Genomic DNA, 24797 nt, shown 5'->3' on the forward strand with positions numbered 1-24797 from the left:
GGAACATCAACGACATCTCGTTCGGCCCGGCCCTGGTCGGTGAAGTCGCTATCCCGGACACCGCTCCCGTTCTCATCTTCCATGCCGCCCCATGGGGACGCTGCGGCCCTAGATCTCTCGCGACTCCTGGTTCCGGCCAGCTCCAGCACCTTCCACAGCGGCCTACGTCTCGCTCAGGTCGTCACGCACCTCGCGTGCCAGCTCCCTGGCGTCCGGAACGTTCACGAGGAGCCGGTTCCAGTGCCGGACCAGGTCGGGACCGCCGCGTCGAAGCCATGCGGCAATCAGGGAACGGAAGGCCGTTTCACGCTGCCGACGCGGGCGTGCACCGGCCGACAGTATGTCCTGGCCTGCCCCTCGCAGTGCACGGCAATACGCGGCCAACGGGACTCGTGCTGCCTCCTGAGAATGGCCGACCGAGCGGATCAGCACCATCGCGCGGAGCAGGAAGGTCGCCGCGCCCAGTGTGGAACCCGTCAGTTCGCCCTTCTGCGGCGGCTCGTCGAGCCGGCCCCCGCCCTGACGGGGTGGGACCCGGGCTTCGGCTCGGCGACCAGTACCCGACAGATGGGTGTCGATCCGGTACCCGGCGATCGCGGTCTGCTCCACCATCCAGGCCCGCCGCTGTGGGCTGAGGCGGGCCATCCATTCCAGAGCCGCTCGGGCACGTCGTTCCCGCTGGCGGGCCGAGCGTCCCGTCGCTGCGCGGAACAGGGGAAAGGTGTTGTTGTCCCACACGTCGGCCACGGCTGTGACGGTCTGGTGGTCGAAGGTGTGCGCGGCGTCGGCGATCTGGACCAGGGAGCGGTCCAGCAGGGCGCCCAGCGCGGGCAGAGCCGACTCAGGGGTTCGGGGGCTCATGCCCGCATCCTGGCACAAGGCCGTGGCGCGGGCCGTACAACCCCCGAGGTGTGCGATCGATGGTCCGGCCCGCCCCGGGAACACGCCTCGCGAGCACCGCGAGTGTCCCTTCCCCGTGGTGCGCTGCTCCGCGCCGACCGATCTGCGGGGATCCGCTCGCGGCGGGAACCCGGACGCCCGGTCGAACGACCACAGAGGGGAGAAAGCACCTGTCACCGGGCACACGACCACCCGGTGCCCGTTCCGAGGAGTACGACCACGTGGAACCGCGACCCGACGCCCCAGCACCGGATCGGGCCCGTCCCGCGCGACGCGGCGGCTGGGCCGCGCTGCGACCGCTGATCCTGCGCCTGCACTTCTACGCCGGGGTGTTCGTCGCCCCGTTCATCCTGGTGGCCGCCGTCACGGGGCTGCTCTACGTGTGGACGCCGCAGCTCGAACAGGCGGTGCACGCCGAACAGCTCCACGTCGAACCTGAGGGTGAACGCCTGCCCCTGCACGAACAGGTGCGCATCGCCCGCGCCGAACTGCCTGGCACCGAACCGGACGCGGTGCGCCCGGCCACCGGGGAGCACGACTCCACCCGGGTGCTCTTCGAACTGCCCGAGTCGGCGGCGAGCCACCGGATGACGGTCTTCGTCGACCCCTACGGCGGCGAGGTGCTGGGGGTGATGGACACCTACGGCACCAGCGGAGCCCTGCCGGTCAGGACCTGGGTGGACACGCTGCACCGCAATCTGCACCTGGGCGACGCGGGCCGCCTGTACAGCGAACTGGCGGCGAGCTGGACCTGGGCGGTCGCCCTGGGCGGGGCCGCCCTGTGGGTCTCGGCGGCGCTGCGGCGTCGGCGCGGGCGCGGAGGCGCCCGGCGTCTGCTGGTGCCCGGAGCGGGTACGTCGCCGGGCCGGTCCCGGTCGGTGTCGGTGCACGGGGCGATCGGGCTGTGGCTGTTGGCGGGACTGCTGTTCCTGTCGGCCACGGGTATGACCTGGTCGCAGTACGCCGGGGCGAACATCGCCGACCTGCGCGAACGGCTGGCCTGGACCACCCCGGCCGTGTCAGCGGAGATTCCGAACGCGACCCCCGGTGTGGACGCAGGTGTCGACACCGTGCTGGCGAGCGCCCGGGAGGCCGGGCTGGACGGGCGGGTGGAGGTCGCCTTCCCGGAGGGCCCCGCCGCTCCCTACACGGTCACACAGATCGACCGCTCCTGGCCGACGAGCGTCGACGCGGCCGCCGTCGCCGCCGACACCGGGGAGGTGGTGGACGTGGTCCGCTTCTCCGACTACCCGCTGGTGGCCAAGCTGAGCCGGTGGGGCATCGACGCGCACATGGGGGTCCTGTTCGGGGTGCCCAACCAGCTCGTCCTGACCGCCGTGGCGGTGGGACTGATCGTGGTCGTCGTGTGGGGCTACCGGATGTGGTGGCAGCGCCGGCCGACGCGCGACCGCGCCCTGGGCGTGGGCCGCCCCTACCCGCGGGGCGCCTTCCGGTCCCTGTCGTGGCCGTGGAAGGCGGCGGTGGTCGCCGTCCTGGCGCTGACCGGTTGGGCTGTGCCGCTGCTGGGGGTGTCGCTGCTGGCGTTCCTGGCGGTGGACGCGCTCCTGGGGTGGCGGGAGCGCCGCCGGAGGAGTCCGGCCCCGTCCGGCCCGGCCGCCGAGGAGAACCGCGGCGCCGGGAAGGCGGAGGAGGCCTCGGCCGTGGATTCCGACGCCCGGTGAGCGGCTTCCGGGGCGAGGAGGCCTCGGCCGTGGATTCCGACGCCCGGTGAGCGGCTTCCGGGGCGACGACTCCGGCCCCGGGTGGCGGGGCACCCGGGCCCCGGGTCGGTGTCGGTGCGGGCTCAGTGGTGTGCGCCGTGGTCGTCCTCGGGCGTGCTCCCGGCCGCCATGGGCTCCACCGGGGCGGTGAACTCCGCCTCGCGTCCGCCGTCGAAGGCGAGGGTCACCTCCACCTCGTCCCCGGCCGCCAGGGTCTCGGGCAGGTCGTTGAGCATGATGTGGTACCCGCCGTCCACGAGGGCGGTGGAGCCCCCGGCGGCCACCGGGATCTCCTCCACGACCCGCATCCGGGACGCCCCCGACTCCGTGGTCTCGGTGCTGCACAGGTCGGCGTCGGGCGAGGCGTCGGTGGTCACACCGGTGATCGTCGCGTCCTCGTGAGCGGCGTTGGCCACCTCCAGGTAGAGCACCGCGACCCGCGGGTTCGCGGGTTCGGGCACCCAGGCGCCCGAGATCTCCAGGTCTCCCGCCACAGCGTGGCCGCGCGCCTCCTCGGGGGCCGCGTCGGCGGCCGGAGCCGTGGCGGGAGTGCCGCAGGCCGTGGCGGACAGCAGAGCGGCGGCCAGTGCGGCGGGGGCGGCGAGGGGGCGTGTGACGCGTGGGAACGGCATGGTGTACTCGGTTTCCGTGTGGTCGTGGTCGGTGGTGGAGCGGGCGCGCGCGTGCCCGTCACAGGAGTCGCTCCCGGGACGGTTCCGGTTCCCGCCGGAGCGCGCCGTCACCCGCCGAGCAGGTCGTGCGCGGTCCACGGGTCCCCAGCGCGCACCGGCGGGACGGCGAACAGCGCGCTGCCCTCGTGGCGGATGAACGGGTTGAGGGCGTCCCCGCCCTCGTCCAGGGCCCGCTGGACGGGGGTGAATCCCGCGCGGGGGTCGGCCTGCCAGGCGGTGAAGACCAGGCCCGCCTCCCGGTTCCCGTCGGTGTCCCATCCCAGGTCGTAGTTGAAGCCCCGGCGCAGCATCCGGGCGCCCAGGGTGTTCTCCGGGGCTGCCAGTCGGATGTGCGCGTCGTGGGGGATGACGGGCGCGCCGTCCTCCCCCACGGCGGTGAGGTCGGGACGGTCGTCCTCGGCGGTGCCCCCCAGCGGGGCGCCGGTGGCGAGGCGGCGGCCGATGACGGCCTCTCGGTCGCTCGGGTCCAGGCCGAACCAGTCGTCCAGAAGCATCCTGACCCGGCGGATGACGACGTAGGTGCCGCCGTCCATCCACGCCAGCGCGGGTTCGGGGTGCACGGCCAGCACCTGCGGGCCGAACAGCGCCTCGGACGGGTGCGGGTTGACCGTGCCGTCGATCTGGCCCATGAGGTTGCGCGGGGTGGCCTCCGGGTCGGCGGCCGCGGCGGCCGAGCGCTGGAATCCGGGCAGCGACCAGCGCACCCTCACGTGGGCGGCGACCGCGCCGAGCAGGTGGTTCAGCGCGGAGGAGAGCACGACCGGGTCCTCGGCGCCGACGTGGAGCAGCAGGTCCCCGCCGCACCAGGACGGTCGCAGGTGGTCGGTGCCGAAGGCGGGCAACTCCTCCAGGTGCGGGGGAACCCGGTCGCCGGCCCCGGCCTTGGCGAGCAGGGAGGCCCCCAGCCCGAGGGTCACGCCCAGCGAAGCGGGGTGCAGCCCCTGGGCTGGCGCGCCCTCCACCAGGGCGGCCGGCCCGTGCTCGTGCAGGGCGGCCGCCTCGCGGCTCCAGATCCGCAGGACCCGGCGGGCGGCCTCGCGCGCTCGGCTCCCCTCCTCGGAGCGCAGGTCCACCGCGACCAGGTGGACGTGGGCGGGTGTGGGTGTCAGCAGTGCCGGAGGCAGGCCGTCGCGGTCCCCCGCCCGGGAGCGGGCGGGGGCGAGTGCGGCGTCGCGGTCCGCGGTGTCGCGGGACTCGGTGAAGGCCGCCCCGGTCACCGTCCCGGTGGCCAGGCCGGCGACCCCGGCGGCACCCGCGGCGGCGAGGACGTCGCGTCGGCGGTGCCCGTCGGCGGTCTCGGCGGGGCCCTTCACAGCTGGGCGTCCGCGAGCGCCGGGAGGAGGGCGGCGATCTGATCCGCCTCGGTGCCCTCGTCGAACATGCCCGCCGCCTCGCCGCCGGGCAGCAGGACCACGATGCGACCGCCGTGGGTGACCAGGTACTGCCCCTCGGTCTCCTGTGGGGCGTCGATGGGGATGCCGTAGTCGCCCGCGGCCTCGACGGTGGCGTCGATGTCCCCGCGCACGCCCTGGAAGGAGGGGTCGAATCGATCCAGCCAGGAGCGGAGCTGCTCGTCGGTGTCGCGGGCGGGGTCGGTGCTCACCATGACGACGTCGTAGTCGTCGGCGGAGTCCTCGGCCTGCCCCAGGGCCAGGTCGATCTCGGCCATGGTCATGGGGCACACGTCCGGGCAGCTGGTGTAGCCGAAGAAGAGCAGGGTGAGCCGGTCGTCGGCGACGTCGGTGAAACTCCAGGGCTCACCGTCGACGGTCGCCAGGTCGATGTCGGAGGCCGCCATCGGTTCGTCGGACAGGTCGAGGTAGTAGTCGGCCTCCGCGACGGGATCGCCGGTGGCGCAGCCGGCGGCCAGGGTGAGGGCGGCGGCGCAGAGCACCGCGGCCAGAGCGCGTGCGGGACGGGAGATCATGGTGGTGGTTTCTCTCATGGTCGGTGGCCGGCCGTCGGACGGCCGGGTGCTCTCGGAACGGGGCGGGGCGCCGGGGCCCCGCCCCGGGGAAGCGGGCTCAGGCCGCCTGGCGCAGCATCTGGGCGAGGTCGCGGCGGCCGCGGGACACCCGGGAGCGCACGGTGCCGATGGGCGCGCCGATGGCCTCGGCCGCCTCGGCGTAGGGCATCCCCTGGATCTGGGTCAGCACGAAGGCCGTCCTGCGGTCCTCGGGGAGGGCGTCCAGCAGGTCCAGCAGGGCGAGGTACTCGTCGAACCGGCCCGGCTCGGCGAGGGTGCCCGACTCGGTCCAGGTGTCCACGGTCTCGTGGCGCGGGACGCGGTTCTGGGACCGGTAGCGGTCGGCCACGGTGTGCCGCGCCACGGAGAACAGCCAGGAGCGGACCGGGGCGCGGCCGGCGTAGTGGTCCAGGCCGCGCATGGCGCGCGAGAAGGTCTCCTGGGTCAGGTCGTCGACCCACGAGGGATCGACCCGGCGGGCGATGAAGCGTGCCACGTCGTCGCGGGTGCGTGCGAAGAGGGCGTCCAGTGCCTCGCGGGTGCCTTCCTTGGCGCGCAGGGCCAGGACCGTCAGTTCACCGTGCTCGTTCCCGGCGGCGGTCCTGTCCGCGGCAACCCGCCGGTCGGACGCCGCGGGCCCGTCGGCGGCCGCACGCCTGTCAGAGGCGGCGGTCCTGTCGGACGCCACGCGCCCATCGACCGCCGCGGGTCCGTCGGGCACGGCTGAGGGGGAGGTCTCACAGAGGGAGAGCATGTCCGTTCTTTCTGTCGCCGTCCGCGGTCGCCGGCTCCCGCGCCGGCGGGTTCCGCGGTACTCGTCGGACGGCCGCGTCGGCGGCACGCCCGGAGTGGGGAGAAGGGTCGGTACGGGCGCCCGAACGGCGCGCTTGACCGTTCCCCGACACGGCGGAGGCAGGTGTCGGATCCACGCGGCGGAGGACGGGTCACGGCACGGGAGGCCGCGCCCCGGCGTTCCGGCGGGTGCGGCGAACGCGGGGTCTCAGGCGGGGAGCGACGCCGGCGGCCCGCGCAGGATGAGGCTGTGCCGCAGGTAGGGCAGTCGGATACGGACGCACGCGTCGGCGGCCCGCAGGCGCGGGACCACCGGTCCGCGCGGCGCGGGCGGTCCGCCCAGCACCAGCAGCAGCGGCAGGAGGGAGAGCGCCATGAAGCGCAGGAAGGCGAACAGGGCCGTCTCCCCCTGGCGCAGCCACCAGGCACTGACCAGCGCGGAGACGACGTGCATCCCGATCATCGTCCAGGCGGGCATCGCCGCGTCGGCCACCGCGAGGTCCGCGTGCGACGCGCTGTGCGGCGTCCCGAAGGAGCCGACGTAGCTGAAGGTCACGTGTAGGGCGAACTGGCCCCAGAGCATCCACCCGGTCAGGGCCGCCCAGCCCTGGCGGTGGTTCGACGCCGCCCAGGCCATCGCGAACACGACGGGCATACCGAGCAGCAGGCCCAGGAGCGGAACGTCGTGCCCGGAGCTGAGCGCGTGCCCGTGTGCGGACAGGCTCGCGCACACCAGGGTGAACACCCCGGCGCGCAGCGGACGGCACGCACTGTTCTCGCTCATCTCCCGCATATCGTCCCACCGCCGTCGCCGATGGCTCCAGCGGGGCGGGGCGAACGCCTCCTCCGGTCCCCGCCGCCGGGGACCTGCCGGGCGGGGTCCGCCCGGCACGGCCGGGAGGCGGGGCCGGGAGGCGGGGCCGGGGCGCGTGTTCAGCGGGCCTGGCCGCTACACCTTCCGGGAGAGGCCGAGGTCGGCGTCGGCCTTGCGCGTGGCGGAGGAAGGAGTGAGCGACGACGCCGAGCGCAGGCCCCAGAACAGCCCCTGGAGGAGGTGGCGCGGCGCCCTGAGCGTCCAGTGATCGATGCCGTGGCTCTCGTACGTGGCGTTGAAGCGGTGTGTGTACGCCCGGAAGGCCGACGGGGAGGACTCGATCCGGCGTGCGGAGACCCCCGCCCGCATCCGGGGCACGTAGGCGACACGGATACCGGTCTCCTTGAGGTGCACCGCCAGGTCGATGTCCTCGTGCAGGACGTCGTCGTGGTCCGGGCAGGCCGAGCCCTCGATCGCTCGCCACGCCTGGGCCCGGATGGCCATGTTGCTGCCGTAGAGGAACGGGCAGCGGCTCTTGCCCAGATGCCAGAGCGGACGCCGCACGAGGTCGTCCGAGACGGAGGAGGAGCCGAACAGGGGCACGTCGTAGTAGGTGACCGGGCCGGTGACGGCTCCGATCGCCGGATCGCCCATGGCCCTGGACACGTGCTCGACCCAGTCCGGAGCGATGACGGAGTCCGCGTCGATGCGTCCGATGATGTCACCCCGCGCCGCGGCGAACCCCGCGTTGCGCGTGGGGACGAGCCCCTGGACGTCGAACTGCCGCAGGATCCGCACCCCGGCGCCGGGGTGGGACTCCGCCACGCGCCGGGCGACCGCCGCCGTGCCGTCGGTCGACCGGTTGTCGACCACGATGACCTCCCGAGGGGCCTGGGTCTGCCGGAGTGCGGCGAGCAGGCACCGCTCGATGGTGGTCTCCTCGTTGAACGCCGGGATGACCAGCGACACCGTCGGTGGCGGCGTCACCGGCCGAGCCGACCTCACGCGCCGTCTTCTCGGGATTTCGATGCCGGCCACGGCCGTCCTCTCCTTCGTCCGCCGGTGGGGGCGCCGCGGAGACGACACCCCGGTCCGGTTGCCACCCCGCCCGGCCGCGGTGTTCCGTCGGCACCGCAGCGCGCTCGAAGTGCTCGGGGCACTTCGCGGCGAGGTGAGCGGTCAACTGGTTCCTTGGTGCGAACCCCGGTGTGTCCGGCGTCGGGGAACCGGCTCCGGAGCTCCGAGACCATGGGACATCAGGGAGGGCAACGGACGGCGCGGTCTCCGTGACCGGAAGGCGAACACCCGGCGACCTGGCAGGCGAGCGGCCCACGACGGCTCGGATCGGGGGCATGGGGCGGTCGGGGCGAGGGGGCGAAGGAGCCGACTGGGTCGAGGGGACCAAGGAACCGACCGAGGCGAGGGGCCGACCTGGCCGAAGCTGACCGAGTCGACCGCGTCGAGGCGACCGGGCACGGGAGCCGACCGGGGTGTGAACTGCTCCCCGGAAGTTGGACCGGGAAGTCCAGTTCCATCGACCGGGGAGCAGTTCGGGTGAGGGGGGCCAAGCGGCCGACCGGGCCGAGACCGGCCGAACCCGGGCCCTGCACTCCCCCGCCGTCGGGACGGCCGCCGGGACGACCGCCCCGATTCCACGGCCGCGCCGCACCCAGAGCCCCGCGCGACCTCAGGCCGGGGCGGGCGGTTCGTCCTCGGGAGCCAGGACCTCGCGCAGCTCGGCCCTGTCGCGCACACCCAGTTTGCGGTAGGCGGCGGCGAGCTGGTTGTTGACCGTGTTGGGGGAACTGCCGAGCCGGTGGGCGATCTCCTTCGAGGTCAGGCGGCGTGCCGCCAGGAAGGCGACCTCGGACTCCCTGGGGGTGAGCAGCACGGACCGGTCGGGCACGGCCGACCACAGGGCCGGTCCCCGTCCGATCCGGGCGGCGCGCGCGTTCCACAGGTCCGCGGCCCGCCGGTCTCCGTCCGCCGAGGACCAGCGGGCCATGATGAGCGCGGTGTCCGCGGCGGTGGCGCCCATGCCCAGATCCGTCGCGCGCGCGAACAGGTCCGCCGCCGCCTCGGGGTCGCGGTGCTCCACCGCCGCCGCGTGTTCCTGGATGAAGGCGGCGAGGCCGCCGCCCGCGGCGTCGGCGGCCTCCTGTACGAGCTTGGCCACCGGCCCAGTACGGCCGAGCCGCGCGGCGCAGTGCGCCAGCATCCCCGCCAGGAACACGTGCCGGGCGTCGAGCAGGTACCGGGCGCCCTCCGCCAGCGTCGCGGCGGCTTCCTCCGGCCTGCCCGAGGCCCGCTCGTCCCACGCCCGTGCCCATGTCAGCTGCATCCTGACCTTGGGGTCGGCCAGGCTCGCCTCGCTGATGGCGCTCCGGTGGATCCCGGCCTCGCCCGGCCTGCCCACGGCGGTGCAGGCGGCCGTGGCCAGGGCGAGGGCGGCTGGCAGCAGGCCCATGGGATCCCGCCAGCGAAGGTGCCGGACGGCTGATGCGGCCAGTGCGTGGGCGCGCTCGGCGTCGTCGGTGAGGAGTTCGGTGAGTCCGAGCGCGTACTCCCAGGTGCCGCGCATCTGGGGGTGTTCCAGCGTGCAGGAGCGGATCGCCTGCTCCAGCGCGCCGCGGGTGGCGACGACGTCCCCTGTGTAGGACAGTGCCATGTACCCGGCGAGGCGCGTCATCTGGTCGGCCGCGGGCAACTGCTCCCGGTGCCCGGGCAGGACCTCCTCCAGTCGGCGCAGGAGTTGTTCCACCTCCGCCAGGGGGCCCGTGATCACCGTCGCCATCACCGTGACCAGCAGGGCGTGGGCGTACGCGGTGTCCTGGGACGCGGTGACCGGTGGGGCCAGAACCGCGTGCAGGCCGCCGACCATCCGCCACTGGAAGGCGTCGTGTTCCAGCCGGACGGTCTCCACGGGATCGCTGACGCGCTCCAGCGCCTCCTGGAGGAGGTGGGCGGCGTCGGCCGCACGGTGGTGGCGTGTGGCCAGGTGGTGCGCCTTCGCCCGAGCCGCCGTCGAGGTCTCGGTGTCGGTTCGCGCGCGCTCCAGTGCGAGGTCGAGGTGGCGGTCGGCCAGGTCGGCTTCGCCCAGTGCCGAGGCGCTCCGCCCGGCCACGCTCAACGCCCGGACGTCGCCGGGGGCGCTCTCCAGCGCACGGGTGGCGATCCTCAGGGCGAGGTCGTGCCGCATGAGCGCGTGGGCGTGTTCGGCGGTCGCCGCGGCCGCTTCGGTGGAGACGGGGTCACCGGACTCCACGGCCAGGATCACGGACCGCCTGGTCAGGTCGGCGGCCCGCGCGGGGGCGACCGACTCCGCCGCCGAGGCGAGCAGCTCGGCCGCCCGCCTGCGGTGCCTGCGCCGGTGGGTGTCGGGGACGCGGGCTCGCAGAGCCTCGTCGTAGAGGGGGTGTGCCAGGTGCAGCCATCCGTCGGTTTCCGCCGCGACCCTCTCGCCGATGAGGTGGTCCCACTCGTGGTGGGCGAGTGCTGACACGGGCAGTTCTCCCGCCGCGGCGAGGACCGAGGCGAGCGCGAGGTCGTGCGCGGGCAGGGCGTGCAGGTGGGAGCCGATGAGCTGCGTCAGCCGGCTCGTGGGGCGCAGGGGGCCGTTCAGGTCCCATCCGTGGACGGTGTGCACGAGGGTTCCCTCGGCGCGCGAGCCGCGCACGAGTTCCCGGATGTGCAGAGGATTGCCCTCGGCGCGGGCGGCGATCGCCGCGGCGGCCCCGGGGGTGAGGTGCCCGTCCATGACCTGCCCGGCCATCCGCACCGACTCGGTCTCCGAGAGCGGGGACAGCGTGTGCGCGGTCAGGCTGCCGTGGTCGTAGAGTTCGCGGACCGCCCCGGGGGCCTCGGTGAGCCGCCGGGTCGTGACCACCGCGCGCAGGTGCGTGTCGCGGACCAGGTGGGCCGTGGCGAACAGCGAGGCCGGGTCCAGTGCGTCGACGTTGTCCACGAGCAGGATCGCCACGGACCGCCGTTGGGCGAGGTAGGAGATCAGGCGCGCGGTGGGCGAGGACTCCTCCCGCGTGGCCTGCGCCACCGACGGTTCGAGGCCGGCGAACGCTCCCAGGGGGATGTCCGCGCCGATGGTGGAACCGGAGACGAGGAGGGGAACGAGGCCGGCGGTTCGCAACTCCCCCGCCAGGTCGCGGAGCAGATGGCTCTTGCCGATGCCTCCGGGGCCCTCCACCAGGTGTGCGCGGCGCGTTCCGGTCCGTGACGACAGTGCGGCGACCAGGTCGCGCCGTTGGTGTTCGCGCGGGGACCGCGGCTCCGGTCCGTGAGCCATGACGAGGGAGCCTAACAGCGATCGATGCCTTGCGGCCGGTCCCGCGTGGGGCCGTAGTCAGAAATTCACCATGGTGGCACCGCGGTGCGCGTCACTACCTTGTCCTTCGGCGCGCCGGGAGCCGGGAAGTGTCGTCCGGCCCGGGCTTCGGCGGGGCGGCACCGCCGGTGGGCCCCGTGCTCGGTGGACCCCGTGGCCGCCGCCCGCCGCGGTCGACCTCCACCGCGGACACCGCCTGCCGCATCCAGCCCTCCCTGACCACTCGACACGTTTCGGAGCACACCATGCACCACCGACGCCTGGACCCTGCCCTGCTGCTGGCCCTCGCCCTGGTTCCGGCCGCGAGCGCCTGCTCGGCCCTGGGCACCGGCGACGAGGACACCACTCCCCAGGACGACGCGTCCGTCACGGACGAGGCCGCCGCTGAGGAGGCCGCCGCTGAGGAGGCCGCCGCTGAGGAGGGCGCGCAGGAGGAGTCCGACGGCGGCGACGCCGGCACCGTCCTGGGCACGGTCTCCGTGGACGGTGTGGAGTACGAGATCACCGAGGTCCGCAACTGCGTTCCGCTGGAACAGGCCGGCGTGGAACGGGAAGTGGAACTGCAGGGCCGTGGTTCCGTCGACGGCGAGACGATCCAGGTCGACGCCTACGTGCAGACGATCGGCGGGGCGCCGATGGACAGCATTTCCTGGTCGGGCCCCGAGGGGGTGTTCGGTTCCAACCAGGGGGCGACGGGTTCCGGTCAGGAGGTGGCGCTGGAGGTCTCCGGGAGCCAGGCCACCGGGAGCGCCGTCCTGAACGACGCCCTGGCGGGGACCGAGACGGTCTCCGTCGAGTTCACCCTCCCGGTACCGGACGAGCTGGTCGACTGCCACGTCTGAGCGTGCCCGCGGCGGTCCCGGCCGCGGACCCGCGCACGCCAGCGACACCACCTACACCTTGCGGCCTCCGACACTCCGATGAGGCACGCGTTCGCGGGTACCGGATCGGCTACCAGGACGACGTGCCGACGAGCAGGGGCTCTCGGGGCGGTCGACGTCACCACGAGACGTTCCGCAGGACAGGGGGCCGGGACGACCTCCCGCTCTCCGTCCGGCAGACCCTCGTCCAGTCAAACCCGGGTGGCCACTTCCGGCCTTCGCCGGACAAGCCCCTCCGCCGCCACCGAACCGGCTGGCATCCTGACGCCGACGACACGGTCCCGCAGGAGGGCACAGGATGCGCGAGAGACTGCTGGGGACCGTGTTCGAGCGCGTGAGCCGTCAGGTGTCGGGCGCCGACCCGGCCGAGCTGTGGGAGCCGGCGGCGGTCGCCGAGGTCGGACGGCTGATGGAACAGCACGAGGCCGCACCCGGCGACCTGGAGACCGCCTTCGTCCTCGGGTGGGCGCGCTGGGCCCGCGCGGAGGCACTGTCCGGGGAGGAGCGCGAGGTCGAGCGGGCGGCCGCCGTGAGACTCCTGGGGCAGCACTTCGTCCTCGGCCTCGAGCCGCTGCCCGGCGACCTCCTGCCCCTGCTCGCCGAGCGGGCCTTCCCCAGCGCGGTGATCGCACTGGACATGGCGGCCGCGCTCCACGACGTCCCGATCGTGGACTCCGCGGTCGAGCAGTGGGAACGCATCGCCACCGCCACGCCGCCGCACGACGTCGATCGGGCCGCCGCCCTGAGCAACCTCGGCAAGGCCCTGAGTCTGAAGGCCGGCCGCACCACCGACCCCGCGCTCCTGGACCGCGCCGTCGCGGCCACGGCCGCCGCCGTACACACGGCCGAGCGCAGGCCCGAACCACCCGCGGACCTGGCCGGGTTCCTCGCGAACCTGGGCCTGCTCCGCATCGTCCGGTTCTGGCGCACCGGCGATCACGACGACCTGGCTCAGAGCGTCGTCCGCCTCGAACAGGCCGCCGAGACCGCCCCGGAGGGCGACCCCGTCCGCATCAGGGCCCAGATCAACCTGTGTGTGGCACTGCGCACGCGCTTCGAGCACACCGGTGACGAGTCCGCCCTGGACGACGCGGTCCGGTTCGGCCGACGCGCCCTGCGCGCCTGCCCCGACGAGGGAGCCGAGCGGGCCCTGGCCCTGTACTCGCTCGGCGGCACCCTGCACGCCCGCTACCTCTGCACTGGCGACACCGAGGACGCGAACGACGCCGTCACCGCCCTGCGCGCCGCTGCCGCCGCGCTCGCCGAGGACGATCCGCACTGGGGCACGGCCTCCCACGCGCTCGGCGCGGCGCTGGTCTCGCGGTTCTTCGGCACGGGGAACCGGGAGGACCTGGAACAGGCGGTGCGGGCGACCGGTGCCGCGGTCCTGGCCACTCCGGGGGACCACCTGGACCTGCCCGTCTTCCTCAACGGGCTGGCACGCGCCCATCTGGCTCGGTACCGCGGTGGCGACGGGGGTGGCCTGGACCAGGCAGTCCTGGCCATGCGCCGTGCGCTCACGCTGGTACCGCACGGCCACTCCATGGTGCCCGCGCACCGCGCGCTCCTGGCCGAGGCCCTGCACGACCGCTTCGCGCACCGGGGCGACCCGGACGACCTGGACGAGGCCGTGGAGACGTTCGAGGCCGCCTCGTCCGAGGGCTTCGACGCGACGCCGGAAGGAGCCCGCGTCCTGCTCGCGCTGGGCGGCGCCCTGGACGACCGGTGGCGGCTCACGAGCCGGCCCGCCGACCGCGAGGCGGCACGCGTGGCCTTCGAGCGGGCGTGGAAGCCGGAGTCGGCGCCCCCGACCCTGCGGATCAGCGCCGCCCTCGCCGTCGCGGAGACCACGAACGATCCCACCCGGGCGAGCGAGGTCCTGGACGCCGCCGTGCGCCTGCTGGTGCGGGCGGCGCCGCGCAGCCTCCGCCGCGGCGATCAGCAGAACACGCTCGAACGCTTCCCCGGGCTGGCGGCCCGGGCCGCCGCGGCGGCGCTGAGCGCCCCGGGCGGCACCTCCGCCGACCGGGCGGTCCGCGCGCTGGGAGCCCTGGAGACCGGTCGCGGGGTCCTCATCGGCCAGGCACTCGACGTACGCGGCGAGCTCACCGACCTCTGGCACGACCACGCGGACCTGGCCGAGCGCTTCGTCAGACTGCGCGACCTCCTGGACGGTTCCGCGTTCGCGGGCGTCGTCCCCTCCACCCGCACCCTCGCCGCCGAACCCGCGCTCGCGGCGGTGGCGGGCGGTCCCGGCTCGTCCGGCGAGGGGCCGACCGCACGCGCGTGGTCGCCGGGGGCGGGCCTGGACCGGCGGGAGCTCACCCGTGAACTCGACACGCTCGTCGAGCGCATCCGCCACGAGACCGGCCTGACCGGCTTCGGCCTGCCTCCCGGGCCGGACGAGCTGCTGGCCGCGGCCGACAGGGGACCGATCGTGGTCCTGAACGCCAGTCCCGAGCGGTGCGACGCCCTCCTGCTCACCGGGTCCGAGATCCGGCACCTGCCCCTGCCCGACGTGACCCACCGCGACCTGACGGACCGGGTCCAGGCTCTGCGGCGGACGCGTTCGGCGGCCGGGCTGAACCAGGAGACGGCCGGTGGTGGCGCACCGCAGGAGACGCTCTCGGAGACCCTGGCCTGGCTGTGGGACGTGGCCGCGGGCCCCATCCTGGACGCCCTCGATCTCACCGGCACGGAGCAGGATCCGCCGCGGATCTGGTGGGTGACCGGCGGACTGTTCGGGCAACTGCCGGTCCACGCCGCCGGCCACCACACCTCCCGCCCCGAAGGACCCCCGCGCACCGTCATGGACCGCGCGGTCTCCTCCACCACGCCCAGCGTTCGGTCCCTGCGCCACGCACGCGACCGCGAGAGGGCCGCGGCGCGCGGGGAGAGGGGGCACGCACTGGTCGTCGCGATGCCCGGGGTGCCGGGCCAGGCCGACGCTCCCCTGCTCAAGCATGTGGAGGAGGAAGCGGCCAGGGTCGTCGGCCATCTGCCCGACGCGGTCGCACTGGGGATGGACGGCACCGCCGCCGGCAGCGAGGCGGTCCTGGACGTCCTGCCCGACTGCGCGGTGGCGCACTTCGCCTGCCACGGCGCGAGCCACACCAGCGATCCCTCGCTCAGCCGGCTGGTGCTCGCCGACGACGCCTCCTCCCCGCTGACGGTCGCCCGGCTGGCGACGGTCAGCCTCGACCGGGCCCGCCTCGCCTACCTCTCGGCGTGTGAGACGGCCGCCGTGCAGGTCCCCGACCTGTGGGACGAGTCCATCCACGTCTGCACGGCCTTCCAACTGGCGGGGTTCCCCCATGTGGTGGGCACGCTGTGGCCCATCGACGACGAGGTCGCGGTGGTCGTCGCCGACGAGTTCTACCGCCGTCTGTGCGCGGACGGCGGCGAGCCCGATCTGACCCGTGTGCCGCAGGCGCTGCACGGCGCCGTCCGAGCGGTCCGCGACGGCGCGGGCCTACCGCCGGAACTGGCCGGGTGGGACCGGACGGCCGCGCCCCTGCTCTGGGCGGCCTATCTGCACATCGGTGCCTGAGCATGGGGCCGTCCGCGATATGGAGGGTGGGCGCGCGGTGACCGGTGGTGGGGTGTGGTCGCGGTCGGCTCGTCGCGCCGGACGGGGAGGCGGTGTCCGGCCGCACGGCGCGGCTGCCCCGGGCCGATCACGTGCGCTGTGGAAGCCGTGGCCACATCCGGAGCCGCGCAAATGAGGCGCCGGACGATCCCTACTCGTCGGCTCCGGACGCGGGGGCGTCCGTACCTCCGGTGCTCGGACCCCGGGGGAAACCGGCGCGCAACCGGTTCGACAGGTCCTGCCCGACCTGTGTCGTGAGCAGCCCGCCGTAGTCCACACCGACCCGCTCGGCCAGATCGCCCGCGTGCAACCGCACCGACGCCTCCACCAGGGTCGCGTACGCCTCGGTCGCCGACCGCGTCCGCCACCACCCCAGCGCGCACAGGACCGCGAACACCAGCACCGCGGGGAGCCACCACACCACCAGCCCCAGATACAGCACCCCCCACGCCACCAGGGCGACGGCGCGCCCCAGGCCCTGCCGGGCCTCGGTGATCTCCGCACGCACCGGGTCGGGCAGCACCAGCCACAGATGCGGCCACACCACCGCCAGATCCAGGTCGTGATCGCGGTCCAACCGCTGGGCCACGGCGTGCAACCGGTCCCCGCACCAGGTCGGACGCTGCGGCTCCTCCACACTCGTCCTCGCCATCCGGTCATAGGCGACCTCGAAGGTGTACCCCTCAGCCGACCGGAACGCGTGATCGGGGGATCGGGCCTGCTCCACGGCCGCGTAGCGCCCGGCCCACCTTTCCCGGCGCCACCCGACGACAGGCGCCACCACGCGGGGCAGGAACCAGGGCCAGGACGCCCAGTCCGCGGCGAACCACACCCGCTCGAGAGCGGCCGACACCCCCTGGGCCGCGAGCCCGACCAGGGCACTGGCGGCCACCACAGCGACGAACACCACCACCTGTCCGGCCACGGTGTCGATGCGCGGGTCCTCGGCCCAGGCGGTGATCTGGTCGACGAGGTGTCCCAGGTCCCACGGGTGGACCTGCCCCAGCGTGCGCGCGCCCACGGCCGCCGCCACGTACAGGGCCCCGGGCAGGGCGAGCAGGGTCAGCCACTTCTCGGTGAGCTTCGTGCCCAGCGCCGTCAGCAGCCCGTCCACCGCCTAGGCTCCGGCGCCGGGTGCCAGCCGCGCACCGTCGACGTGGCAGGTGGGCGCTACCTCGGCAGGGGTCGGCCTCCAGGTCCGGGCGCACCGGTTCCGGGGGCAGCGGTGGTCGGCCGCGGCCGGCCGGGCGCGGCCGATACCGGCCGCGCTCAGCCCCCGTAGCTCCGGGGGCAGGACCGGCTCGGCGCTGAAGGAGTACAGGCCGTGCTCGATGCCCGATATCGTCAGGGCGGTGTGCAGGAGCCGCAGGTCCGGGGCCGGATCCCGGCCCGCGCGTGCCGCGTCCAGGACCCGGTCGACCAGCACGGGGCCCGAGGGACGGTGGCTCAACCGGTCGCGGATGTCATGGGCGCTTTCACAGACGATGGCCAGCATGGTCCGGACCTCGTCCGGTGCTGTCTGCGGAGCCTGGTTCACACGGTTCCTTTCCGCTCACGGGGAGTCGGCGGGCGAAGGATGAGGGGACGTGCGCGCCATCAGAGTATCGGCGCGAACCCCTCCCCTACGGCGATTTCGTGAACCAGGGGGCAAGGCGGCCGAAGGCACCGGAGCAGTGGTCCTCCGCCGCGTGCACGCGACCACAGTGGGTCACCCACGGCCACGATGCGGGCCGTGCCCCTCGGCACGCCCGAAGGCCGCCACGTCCGACGCCATCGGCGATCCGACCCACCCAGAAAGGTGACGCACATCGCGGTGGATCGTTCGACCGGTCGATCGAAAGGGACAACGCAGTCAGCCACCGGAGAGCATGCTCTTCATCCTCGCAACATCAACGAGAGCCTCTGCCTTGTCGTCTTCGTCAATCCAACCATTCCAGTACTGGTGAGACTCGTTCTCCATCACTTGCAGAACGCGTAGCGCGATGCCGCAGATGCCGACCAGCGAGTCCCTACGGAACCAGTTCTCCATTCCGGGGTGATCCTCCGCTCCGGAGAAAACGGGATTTCCCGAGATTCCGACCGCGACCAGCGCGACACCGGCCAGGGCTTCTGCAGGATCCACGGATCCGGCGGGTGCGAGCACACTCACCAGAAGCCGTTCCCTACCTCCAGAGTCCATCGGTGCCAATGCCTCCAAGAGGTCCTCAGCCGTATCATTCTCGAAAACCCCGGCTCCCCAGGTACCCATGTCAGCTCTCAAGAGACATCATCGATCATTGCCATGCGCATCCAGGACGTGCTTGTCACCTCCCTCCACGGGAATGAAGGCACCATCGGGGCATACGCATTTCTCCACTCCAAACCAGCGAGGGTTGACGCCAATAAGGGCATACCCAGCTTGATGTGTCGATCCAGCAGCACACGGTTGGTACACATGTGAACCGCACCGGGAGCTGAACGAGCACTCCACCAAAGCGAGGCCCCATGGGCGTCGACGCGTACTGGGCCGTAGAACGTCACGTCTTTGGCGTCGAGCCATGGCTCCCGTGTGTGGCCCCCTTCCCTTCCGCACGATGACGGGCGCGCACGGCAACGGTCTCTCGTCGCGAGGCCGGCTCAGACCTGACCGGTGTACTCGGCGAGGTTGACGTAGACGTCTTCCAGCAGATGAGCGGGAAGTCGGCCAACGTAGTCCCCGATGTCGTACTTTGCGATGGGTTGCACAGCCGCCACACGAATCCAGCACTTCTTCTGCACATTGCCGACACCTTGGCTGAGTTTCACGCAGTACCGGGTCCTGCGGGAGGACTGGCTCGAACACGGGGCCACCAGGACGATCGGCCAGTCGGGGTTCTCGTGCTCGGCGTCGCCGCTGATCACAACGACGGCGCGCCGCGGGTGCGGGTCCCGGTCGTAGTCAGGGGGCAGGGTGAGAAGGCGGTCGGGAACCCAGTAGATCCCGCCGCGTTTGATCGGGGGCTTCACTCCTCACCCAGCGCCTTCGCGGTCGCTCGGCGACGGGCCTCGGCGGACTCGGCCATCTCCGCGAGAAGGTCGTCCCCCACGCCCGGGTCGGATTCAGCGGGGGCTCTGTCGGCCAACCGCGCCTTGTAGCGCTCCTTGAGGGCGGCGTACTGCTTGCGGCGCCTGGCGCGGTTCAGGTCCAGGAGCACCCCGCGTTCTCCCTCGGACCGGGCCTGCACCATGGGGGCGGTTTCGTAGACCAGATCTCTCAGCTGGGCGGCGGACCTGTCACCGTGTTCGGCGACGACTCCGCCGAGCACGGTCAGCGACGCGGGTTCGAGAGGTGCGTCGACATCCTCGACCAGCCGGAGCCGCACTTCTCCGCAGGGGCTCTGCGGGTCCTGTGTGCGCTCGATGATCCCGGAGGCGACCAGAGCGTCCTCGACCCGGTACTGGGCCGGGTCGAAGGGCCCGTGGTTCTCCCACCTCCAGGTCGCGCCACTGAAAGCGACGCCTCCGTTCTCGACCGCGGAAAGGTCGGCGAGATAGAGGAGCTTGGCGATCTTGGTCCGGTCGAGGGTGTACCCCTGGTCCCGCGCGACCCGGAGCAGAGAGAGCACGGAGCGCAGCAGCGGGTCTTCTGGCTGGCTGAAGATCATGCCGTGCATCACCTCCGCCTCACACGAAGAGATCGTCATACCGAGTCACTTTCCAGCTTAGGGGGTGGTCTGCTGAACGCTGCGGGTGCCATGCGGAAGACCTCTTCATCATGGCAGGCACACCCCGGGCGCGGTGGGAGAACACAGTAAATTCCCATGCCCTGACGGGGTACGACCGATCAGATGGTGGCGTGGTCGTGGCAGGATTCCACGAAGAATGGATAGGAGAGCCACAACAGGGGGTGGGGCGCACCCGGCACCGAGTCGGCCGGTAGGGGGCCTCAGACCTTGTTCCAGCTTCCGCAGCTGCTCGTCTCGAAGGCGTAGTCGGAGGCGGCGATCGTCACGACCTGCTGTCCACTGCCGAAGTCGTTGGCGATGATCGAGTCCAGCGTGCCCTCGGCGTTCGACAGACGTGCCCAGTAGCAGGACCCGACGTCCTCGGAGCGGTAGGTACCCGGCAGGACCTCCTCGTTGACCAGGAAAGTTCCGTCTCCGGGGATCGTCTCCAGCTCCGCCTGGGCCTCGGCCTCGTCCAACTCCCCCTCGCGGGTGTCGAGCCCCTCCTCGCGCTCGTCGAGCTCCTCACTCTGGGTGTCGAGCTCCGTCGAGAGCTCACTGAGTTCGCCGTCGCGCTCGTCCAGCCCTTCTTCCCGCTCGTCCAGTTCCCGGAACGGGGTTTCGAGCTGCTCGACCTCGGCGCGTAGTTCGCTGACGGTTTCCTCGTAGGAGGTCTCCCGTTCCCTGGCTTCGCTCATCTCGATCCCGAGGGTGTCGTGTTCCTCGGCGAGTTCGATATAGGCGGAACTGTTCTCCGGGTTCCGGGCGTAGAAACCGAGAACGAACCCGGCCATGAGGGTGGCGGCCGCCGACACGAGCGCCCACCGGCGTTCGACGCGGGGCCTTTCCTGGGACCGACCGTCCTTCCGAGGGTCCTCAGGTGTGTCCGAAATGACCGCTCACCTCTCTCCCGCTGGACGAACCGCCCATGCCGCAACATGGGTGAGGTCCTTCAACAGTAGATCCCGGTGCGGCGAAGGAACAGGTCAGGAACCGTTGATGGCCGCCATCGGCCGATCCGGCCGAAGACCGCCCGTATCCGACGCGCGTGCTGTACGCACCGGCCCCCGGAGCGCGCCACGGTGCTCCGGGGGACTCGCTGCCTCTGGGTCTCAGACCCTGCTGTGGTCACGCAGGAGAGAGATCATGCTCTTCAACTGGACCACACAGTCCGGTGGCAAGGGATCGGGGTTGAAGTGCATGATGTCATTACGGATCTTGACGATGACGCCGAGCTGCTTGATGAAGGCCGCCCGGTCGACAGGCCAGCCCAACCGATTCCACCCCTCGGGGTTCTCCAACACACTCTTGTAGTGCCCCATGGTCATGTTGTTGGCCGACACCAGGTCTTTCGGTCTCTCGCCCTCCGGCGAACACAGCGTGTTGATCAGACTCATCGGGATGTTCTCCGCGACGGTACGCCGGAGCAGAGTGTCGATGACCCCGATGAGCAGGAAGGGGATGGCGGCCTCGCTGTAGCGCTGGGCCACATCGGTCGTGGTCACGATGCCGCTGACCTGCCCGTCGTTCCCGTTGACGAATACGAAGCCCTTGTCCTGGATCTCCGGGATCACTTCCAGCAGTTCTCGGTGTGACTCCACCGGGTCACAGGGCTCGATCGCCTGCGTCAGCGAGCAGTTCGGGTCCGAGTTCATAGCTCGAGCCATACTCTTCCAGGTGATGGCTCCGCACAGAACCGGATTCTTGCTCCTGCTGAAAACCGGGACCTGGGAATAGTCCTTGAGCAGCATGAGGGTGAAAGCCGCCTGGAGGTCGGCGTTCTCCTTGACCCCTTCGATCCCCGCTCCGGCGCTCGGCAAGGCCCCCACGGTCGGGCTCAGGCGCTCGTGCCCCTCCACACTGTGCACGAGCTTGATCGAGTCCGCCGGCTGTGCCTGCATCAGACCGGGCCGCGCTGTCAGACCGTGATTGGCCAGGTCGACCTCGACCAACTGCATGAGCTCCTGACTCCTGCGTTTGGCGCCCCACAGGCCGATGAGTTCCCGAAGCTGGAAGCTCTCCGGAACGTGCTCGTCCGCACGTCTGCGGGCCCGCTTCAACTTCTTGTGCCGCTCCAGCGAGAGACTGAGGTGGCCATCACCGGTGTCGCTCTTCTTCGTCTGGCGCGCCATCCGGTCGAGGAGCTCCTGACGCAGCGTGTCAAGGGTCTTGCCGTCGCTTATTCGAACCCAGGAAGTCCACCCTTCGGTATGGGCACCGGACGTGACCTCCCGAGCCGCCTTATCTGGCGAGTTGGACTTACGATCCCCCGCGACGTCGGCGGCATGCGCGTGGTGCGCAAGTGGTTCGCCTCCCGCGAGAGGACGCCGGTGGGCAAGCGGCGCGGATCGCCGCTCGACGACATCCGCCCCGAGCGCTGAACACCACGGTTCACCGACGACCTCCTGCACCTGGTCACCGTCCTGACCCGGCTTGTCGACCTGGAGCCGCGTCAGCACGAACTCCTCGACCGTGTCCTGAGCGGTCCCCTCATCACAACCCGAGACCTCACCGGAGCCAGGGTGCTGCCCGTCAAACCCGGCTATCGCAAAGCACCCCGAACGGGAGGCCAGGGAGAGCTTCCACTGGCCTGAACCCGCACAATGCCGACTGTCAGTCCCGCCGCGTATACACAAGGTGAGATTGTTCGTCCTTGGTCGGCCGTGGTCCGGCCAGCGCGGTGTGGAGGTTCGATGGAACCCGAAGTCTGGTCTCTGGCATTGCCCGTCGAAGGCCTGCCCCTGAAGAAGCTGTCCGTCATCGGCTCCGGCAAGGACCTGGAGATGCGCATCGTGCGCGAGGGAGGTCCGCTTCTGGTGCTACCCCTGGAGGGGATGCGTTCCACGGTTTCGGATGATGTCGTTCTTGAGGTCGGTGGTGTCGACGACGTCTCGCTCGAACTCGCCTACGAGGCGCCGGAACTCGTCTTGACCCGTCTGCGCGTCCACTGGGACGGGCAAGCGCTGCCGGGTGTGGCCGAAGAGCTGGACAGCCTCTTCGGAGACGCGCCCAAGGTCAGGCAAGGACGGTGCGAGCTGACGGCCTGCGTCGATGTCGAATTCGGACTGGCCGCCCAGAATGCCGTGCGCGCACATCCCGCCCCGTCGACCGCGGGAACGGATACCGGAGTCGGCCGGTGACAGCATTCTCGTGATCCGCCCAAGGACTGTCTGCTCCCGACCGACGTGCACGAGGTCATCCGTGTCCACTGCTCCTCGTCGGTGACGGCGAACTGGGGCCCGATGATCGGCGGGAGGGCGCGTCATCCCGCGTAGGGTGCGCCCGCACGCAACGCGTGTTCCACGCGCAGTCGCTGGGTGTGGTGCATCGGCAGTCCGTCTCGTTCCTCCGGCGCGAACCAGCGCACCTCGATGATGCTCGCGAGCAGGTCGATTTTCACGCACTGATCGGCCGGTAGCTCAGGGGCGTGGCGTTCATCAGGCGAGTAGGAACGGCCTCCGGGGCCACGGCCGTGCAGGTCGCCGAGTACGTCGGTGTCCGCAATCAGCGCATCATCGCGTACCTGGGATCAGCCCACACCGGGGCCGAACCCGCTTGCATCGAACGCGCGCATCCTCGATCAGGCGCGATCGCCCGGCCGCAGGGACGCGGAGGCACGCGCATGCACGTTCACCGCGTAGCCGCCGCCCCTGTAGGGATCACCATCCCAGGTGGCGCACCGCCGCACCGGCTCCAATCCGCTTTGCACACACCAGCGGTCGTAGTCCTCCAGGGTGACCGGCGCCGAGGTCAGCGGCAGGTGAGCGGCATCGACGCCGAAGCCCGTGACGAACAGACCCCCGGGCTTCAACAACGCGGACAGGCAGGCGATCACCGCCGCCTCGGTCCCCTCCGCGAGCAACGGAATGACGTTGCCCGCCGCCACGATCATGTCGAAGTCCGGTTCCAGTCCCAGGGAGTCGATCTCGGCGAGATCGGCCTCCAGCCACCTCATGTCCGGGGCGGCCCGGCGTGCCTCGGCGAGCATGGAGGTGTCAAGGTCCACGCCGACGCAGTCGTAGCCCTCCTGAGCGAGCCGGATCGCGACACGCCCGGTACCGCAGCCCGCGTCAAGTACGCGCGTGCCGGGTTCGAGCAACGCCGCGCAGAAGCGGGCCTCCCCGTGAACGTCGGCTCCAGACGCGGCCAGCTCGGCGAACCTGGCGGCGTAGCGCGCCCCGCTGCGCCCACCGGTCAGTTCGGCCCAGCGGCTGTCCGGCTCTTCCTCTCCCACAGCACCTCCCGGAGCTCGCGGCGATCGTGCGCATCCACCGTCGAGTATGCCGCGCGAGCGGAGGCCCCGCGCACGCGGGAGACGCACACGGCTGAGACTGGAGCATCGTGACGGCCGCGCCGGACCCCGGTCGGCGCGGCCACCTGCGTGGTTCGTGGGCGGGTGCTACAGCAGGGTCGTAGCCAGGTGGTGGGCGAGGGCTCCGGCCACGGCGGCGACGGCGTAAGCCGCCAGACGCCGGCCGATACGGCACCGGGGTTTGCGATGGCGGTGGGGGCGGGGACGCGGCCGCCGGGGCAGAGGCGGGCGCTCCGGTTTCGGTGGCGGCGGGCCGTCGTCAGGGACCGGGCGCGGGCGCGGCACTCGCGGGATCTCCTGGTGCTGACTCGTGCCGCGTGCGCGGTCCCGGTCGATCCGGCGCCGTTCGGCGACCTCCATCCAAGCGGGGAGGACGCCGTGGGCCTGGCGGTGGGCGACCCTGGGGTTACCGGCCATCTGACCGAGCAGCCGCTGTTCGCGGGTCTGTGCGGGTGAAGGCGTGTGGGAGAAGCGGCTGCCCCGGGGTGCGTCCAGGACGCGGCGGATCTCGGCCGTCGTCGGGTGGTTGGGGGCGCTCACCGTGCGGCCTCGGCGCCGGCCGTGGACGTGGCCGCGGCCGTGAGGGCGAACTCGGCCCAGATGACCGTGCCCAGGCCGTCGCAGAAGGGAAAGTCCACCACTGCACGGGTGCCCCAGCGGGCGGCGAGGTGGTCAATGATGAGCAGGCCCCGGCCGCGTTCGGCCTCCTCCCATTCCTGGGCGCTGCGTTGGTGCGGGATCTTCGGGGTGGGTAGGAGGGCCCGACTTGGCGCCGTCGTCCACGATCGACACGTAGAGAGTGTTGGCGGTAGGCATCGAGAGCGTGCGGATCACCCGGCCGTCCCGCTCCCCGGAGCGCGAGTGGTCGCTGGCGTTCGCGAACATCTCGCTCGCGCAGAGCACGACGGTCTCCGCCAGGTCCGAGTCCAGCCCGGACAGGCGGGCGAGGTCGGCACGCAGGTCTGCGCAGAACCAGGTGGTCTGGGCGAGGTCCCCGGGGTAGACGCGGGCGGGCCAGCGGCGGCCGGCGAACGGGGGCGTCGGAGTGTGGATCGGAGCACGGGGGTGCGGCACAATGGCCATGTCGGCATTCGCTTTCTTAAACGAT

22 protein-coding genes and 1 pseudogene are annotated in these 24797 nt (G+C 72.1%); 4 read left to right on the plus strand and 19 right to left on the minus strand.

Annotated elements, in window-relative coordinates; translation table 11 throughout:
• Nucleotides 1-162: 162 nt before the first annotated feature.
• Nucleotides 163-861, minus strand: a complete 699-nt coding sequence (locus ADL05_RS24655; RefSeq protein ID WP_053619400.1) for a hypothetical protein — start codon at nt 859-861, stop codon at nt 163-165.
• Nucleotides 862-1121: 260 nt separating this feature from the next.
• Between ADL05_RS24655 and ADL05_RS24660 the strand changes: the two genes are divergently transcribed.
• Nucleotides 1122-2582 carry a PepSY domain-containing protein gene (locus tag ADL05_RS24660; RefSeq protein WP_053619401.1) on the plus strand — a complete coding sequence of 487 codons (1461 nt, stop codon included), beginning with the start codon at nt 1122-1124 and terminating at the stop codon, nt 2580-2582.
• Nucleotides 2583-2704: 122 nt separating this feature from the next.
• On the opposite strand, the gene ADL05_RS24665 is transcribed toward ADL05_RS24660, so the two are convergent.
• The 7 genes from ADL05_RS24665 to ADL05_RS24695 all read right to left on the minus strand — a co-directional run bounded on the left by ADL05_RS24665 (nt 2705) and on the right by ADL05_RS24695 (nt 11185).
• Entirely contained in the window at nt 2705-3253 is a 549-nt protein-coding gene (locus ADL05_RS24665; RefSeq protein WP_053619776.1) for a copper chaperone PCu(A)C, read from the minus strand.
• A 107-nt stretch (nt 3254-3360) separates the two neighbouring features.
• The gene (locus ADL05_RS24670; RefSeq protein WP_053619402.1) at nt 3361-4626 is read right to left on the minus strand and encodes a Dyp-type peroxidase; all 1266 of its coding nucleotides are present in this window, start codon (nt 4624-4626) and stop codon (nt 3361-3363) included.
• The gene (locus tag ADL05_RS24675) at nt 4623-5258 is read right to left on the minus strand and encodes an SCO family protein (RefSeq protein ID WP_053619403.1); all 636 of its coding nucleotides are present in this window, start codon (nt 5256-5258) and stop codon (nt 4623-4625) included. Before ADL05_RS24675 ends, ADL05_RS24670 begins: the two co-directional genes overlap by 4 nt.
• A gap of 79 nt (nt 5259-5337) precedes the next feature.
• On the minus strand, nt 5338-6033 hold the full coding sequence (locus ADL05_RS24680; RefSeq protein ID WP_082376875.1) for an RNA polymerase sigma factor: 696 nt from the start codon (nt 6031-6033) through the stop codon (nt 5338-5340).
• Between the two features lie 246 nt (nt 6034-6279).
• Nucleotides 6280-6855 (minus strand): hypothetical protein, encoded by a 576-nt coding sequence (locus tag ADL05_RS24685; RefSeq protein WP_156366018.1) that lies wholly within the window; start codon nt 6853-6855, stop codon nt 6280-6282.
• A 165-nt stretch (nt 6856-7020) separates the two neighbouring features.
• Entirely contained in the window at nt 7021-7872 is an 852-nt protein-coding gene (locus ADL05_RS24690; protein WP_082376877.1) for a glycosyltransferase family 2 protein, read from the minus strand.
• A 700-nt stretch (nt 7873-8572) separates the two neighbouring features.
• Nucleotides 8573-11185: a LuxR C-terminal-related transcriptional regulator gene (locus ADL05_RS24695; RefSeq protein ID WP_053619405.1), complete on the minus strand. Its 2613-nt coding sequence runs from the start codon at nt 11183-11185 to the stop codon at nt 8573-8575.
• A gap of 284 nt (nt 11186-11469) precedes the next feature.
• Here ADL05_RS24695 and ADL05_RS24700 point away from each other — a divergent pair, with 284 nt between their 5' ends.
• Both ADL05_RS24700 and ADL05_RS24705 read left to right on the plus strand, forming a co-directional pair.
• Nucleotides 11470-12066: a hypothetical protein gene (locus ADL05_RS24700; RefSeq protein WP_156366019.1), complete on the plus strand. Its 597-nt coding sequence runs from the start codon at nt 11470-11472 to the stop codon at nt 12064-12066.
• A 337-nt stretch (nt 12067-12403) separates the two neighbouring features.
• Entirely contained in the window at nt 12404-15655 is a 3252-nt protein-coding gene (locus tag ADL05_RS24705) for a CHAT domain-containing protein (RefSeq protein WP_053619407.1), read from the plus strand.
• A gap of 190 nt (nt 15656-15845) precedes the next feature.
• On the opposite strand, the gene ADL05_RS24710 is transcribed toward ADL05_RS24705, so the two are convergent.
• The 7 genes from ADL05_RS24710 to ADL05_RS24735 form a co-directional block, all read right to left on the minus strand.
• Complete coding sequence (locus ADL05_RS24710) at nt 15846-16808, minus strand: hypothetical protein (protein ID WP_053619408.1); 963 nt, start codon at nt 16806-16808, stop codon at nt 15846-15848.
• Between the two features lie 3 nt (nt 16809-16811).
• Complete coding sequence (locus ADL05_RS24715) at nt 16812-17231, minus strand: hypothetical protein (RefSeq protein ID WP_231640895.1); 420 nt, start codon at nt 17229-17231, stop codon at nt 16812-16814.
• 315 nt (nt 17232-17546) lie between these two features.
• Complete coding sequence (locus ADL05_RS30060) at nt 17547-17942, minus strand: DUF4259 domain-containing protein (RefSeq protein WP_082376879.1); 396 nt, start codon at nt 17940-17942, stop codon at nt 17547-17549.
• Between the two features lie 368 nt (nt 17943-18310).
• Entirely contained in the window at nt 18311-18679 is a 369-nt protein-coding gene (locus ADL05_RS24720; protein WP_053619409.1) for a type II toxin-antitoxin system PemK/MazF family toxin, read from the minus strand.
• A complete protein-coding gene (locus ADL05_RS24725) occupies nt 18676-19356 on the minus strand; it encodes a type II toxin-antitoxin system antitoxin SocA domain-containing protein (protein ID WP_053619410.1) in 681 nt (226 codons plus the stop codon). The genes ADL05_RS24720 and ADL05_RS24725 overlap by 4 nt, the downstream gene beginning before the upstream one ends.
• Nucleotides 19357-19598: 242 nt before the next feature.
• Nucleotides 19599-20192 (minus strand): DUF3552 domain-containing protein, encoded by a 594-nt coding sequence (locus tag ADL05_RS24730; protein ID WP_053619411.1) that lies wholly within the window; start codon nt 20190-20192, stop codon nt 19599-19601.
• Between the two features lie 297 nt (nt 20193-20489).
• Nucleotides 20490-21836 carry a hypothetical protein gene (locus ADL05_RS24735; RefSeq protein ID WP_156366020.1) on the minus strand — a complete coding sequence of 449 codons (1347 nt, stop codon included), beginning with the start codon at nt 21834-21836 and terminating at the stop codon, nt 20490-20492.
• Between the two features lie 234 nt (nt 21837-22070).
• Between ADL05_RS24735 and ADL05_RS24740 the strand changes: the two genes are divergently transcribed.
• Nucleotides 22071-22517, plus strand: a complete 447-nt coding sequence (locus ADL05_RS24740; protein WP_053619413.1) for a hypothetical protein — start codon at nt 22071-22073, stop codon at nt 22515-22517.
• A 122-nt stretch (nt 22518-22639) separates the two neighbouring features.
• Here ADL05_RS24740 and ADL05_RS30065 read toward each other — a convergent pair whose 3' ends face one another.
• The 4 genes and pseudogenes from ADL05_RS30065 to ADL05_RS24755 form a co-directional block, all read right to left on the minus strand.
• Nucleotides 22640-22777: a hypothetical protein gene (locus tag ADL05_RS30065; protein WP_231640896.1), complete on the minus strand. Its 138-nt coding sequence runs from the start codon at nt 22775-22777 to the stop codon at nt 22640-22642.
• 180 nt (nt 22778-22957) lie between these two features.
• The gene (locus ADL05_RS24745; RefSeq protein ID WP_053619414.1) at nt 22958-23611 is read right to left on the minus strand and encodes a class I SAM-dependent methyltransferase; all 654 of its coding nucleotides are present in this window, start codon (nt 23609-23611) and stop codon (nt 22958-22960) included.
• 165 nt (nt 23612-23776) lie between these two features.
• The gene (locus ADL05_RS30790) at nt 23777-24229 is read right to left on the minus strand and encodes a hypothetical protein (RefSeq protein WP_156366021.1); all 453 of its coding nucleotides are present in this window, start codon (nt 24227-24229) and stop codon (nt 23777-23779) included.
• Nucleotides 24226-24772, minus strand: a pseudogene (locus ADL05_RS24755) (ATP-binding protein). The gene ADL05_RS30790 and the pseudogene ADL05_RS24755 overlap by 4 nt, the downstream one beginning before the upstream one ends.
• Between the last annotated feature and the right edge of the window lie 25 nt (nt 24773-24797).

This window comes from Nocardiopsis sp. NRRL B-16309, assembly GCF_001279585.1.
GTDB lineage: Bacteria > Actinomycetota > Actinomycetes > Streptosporangiales > Streptosporangiaceae > Nocardiopsis.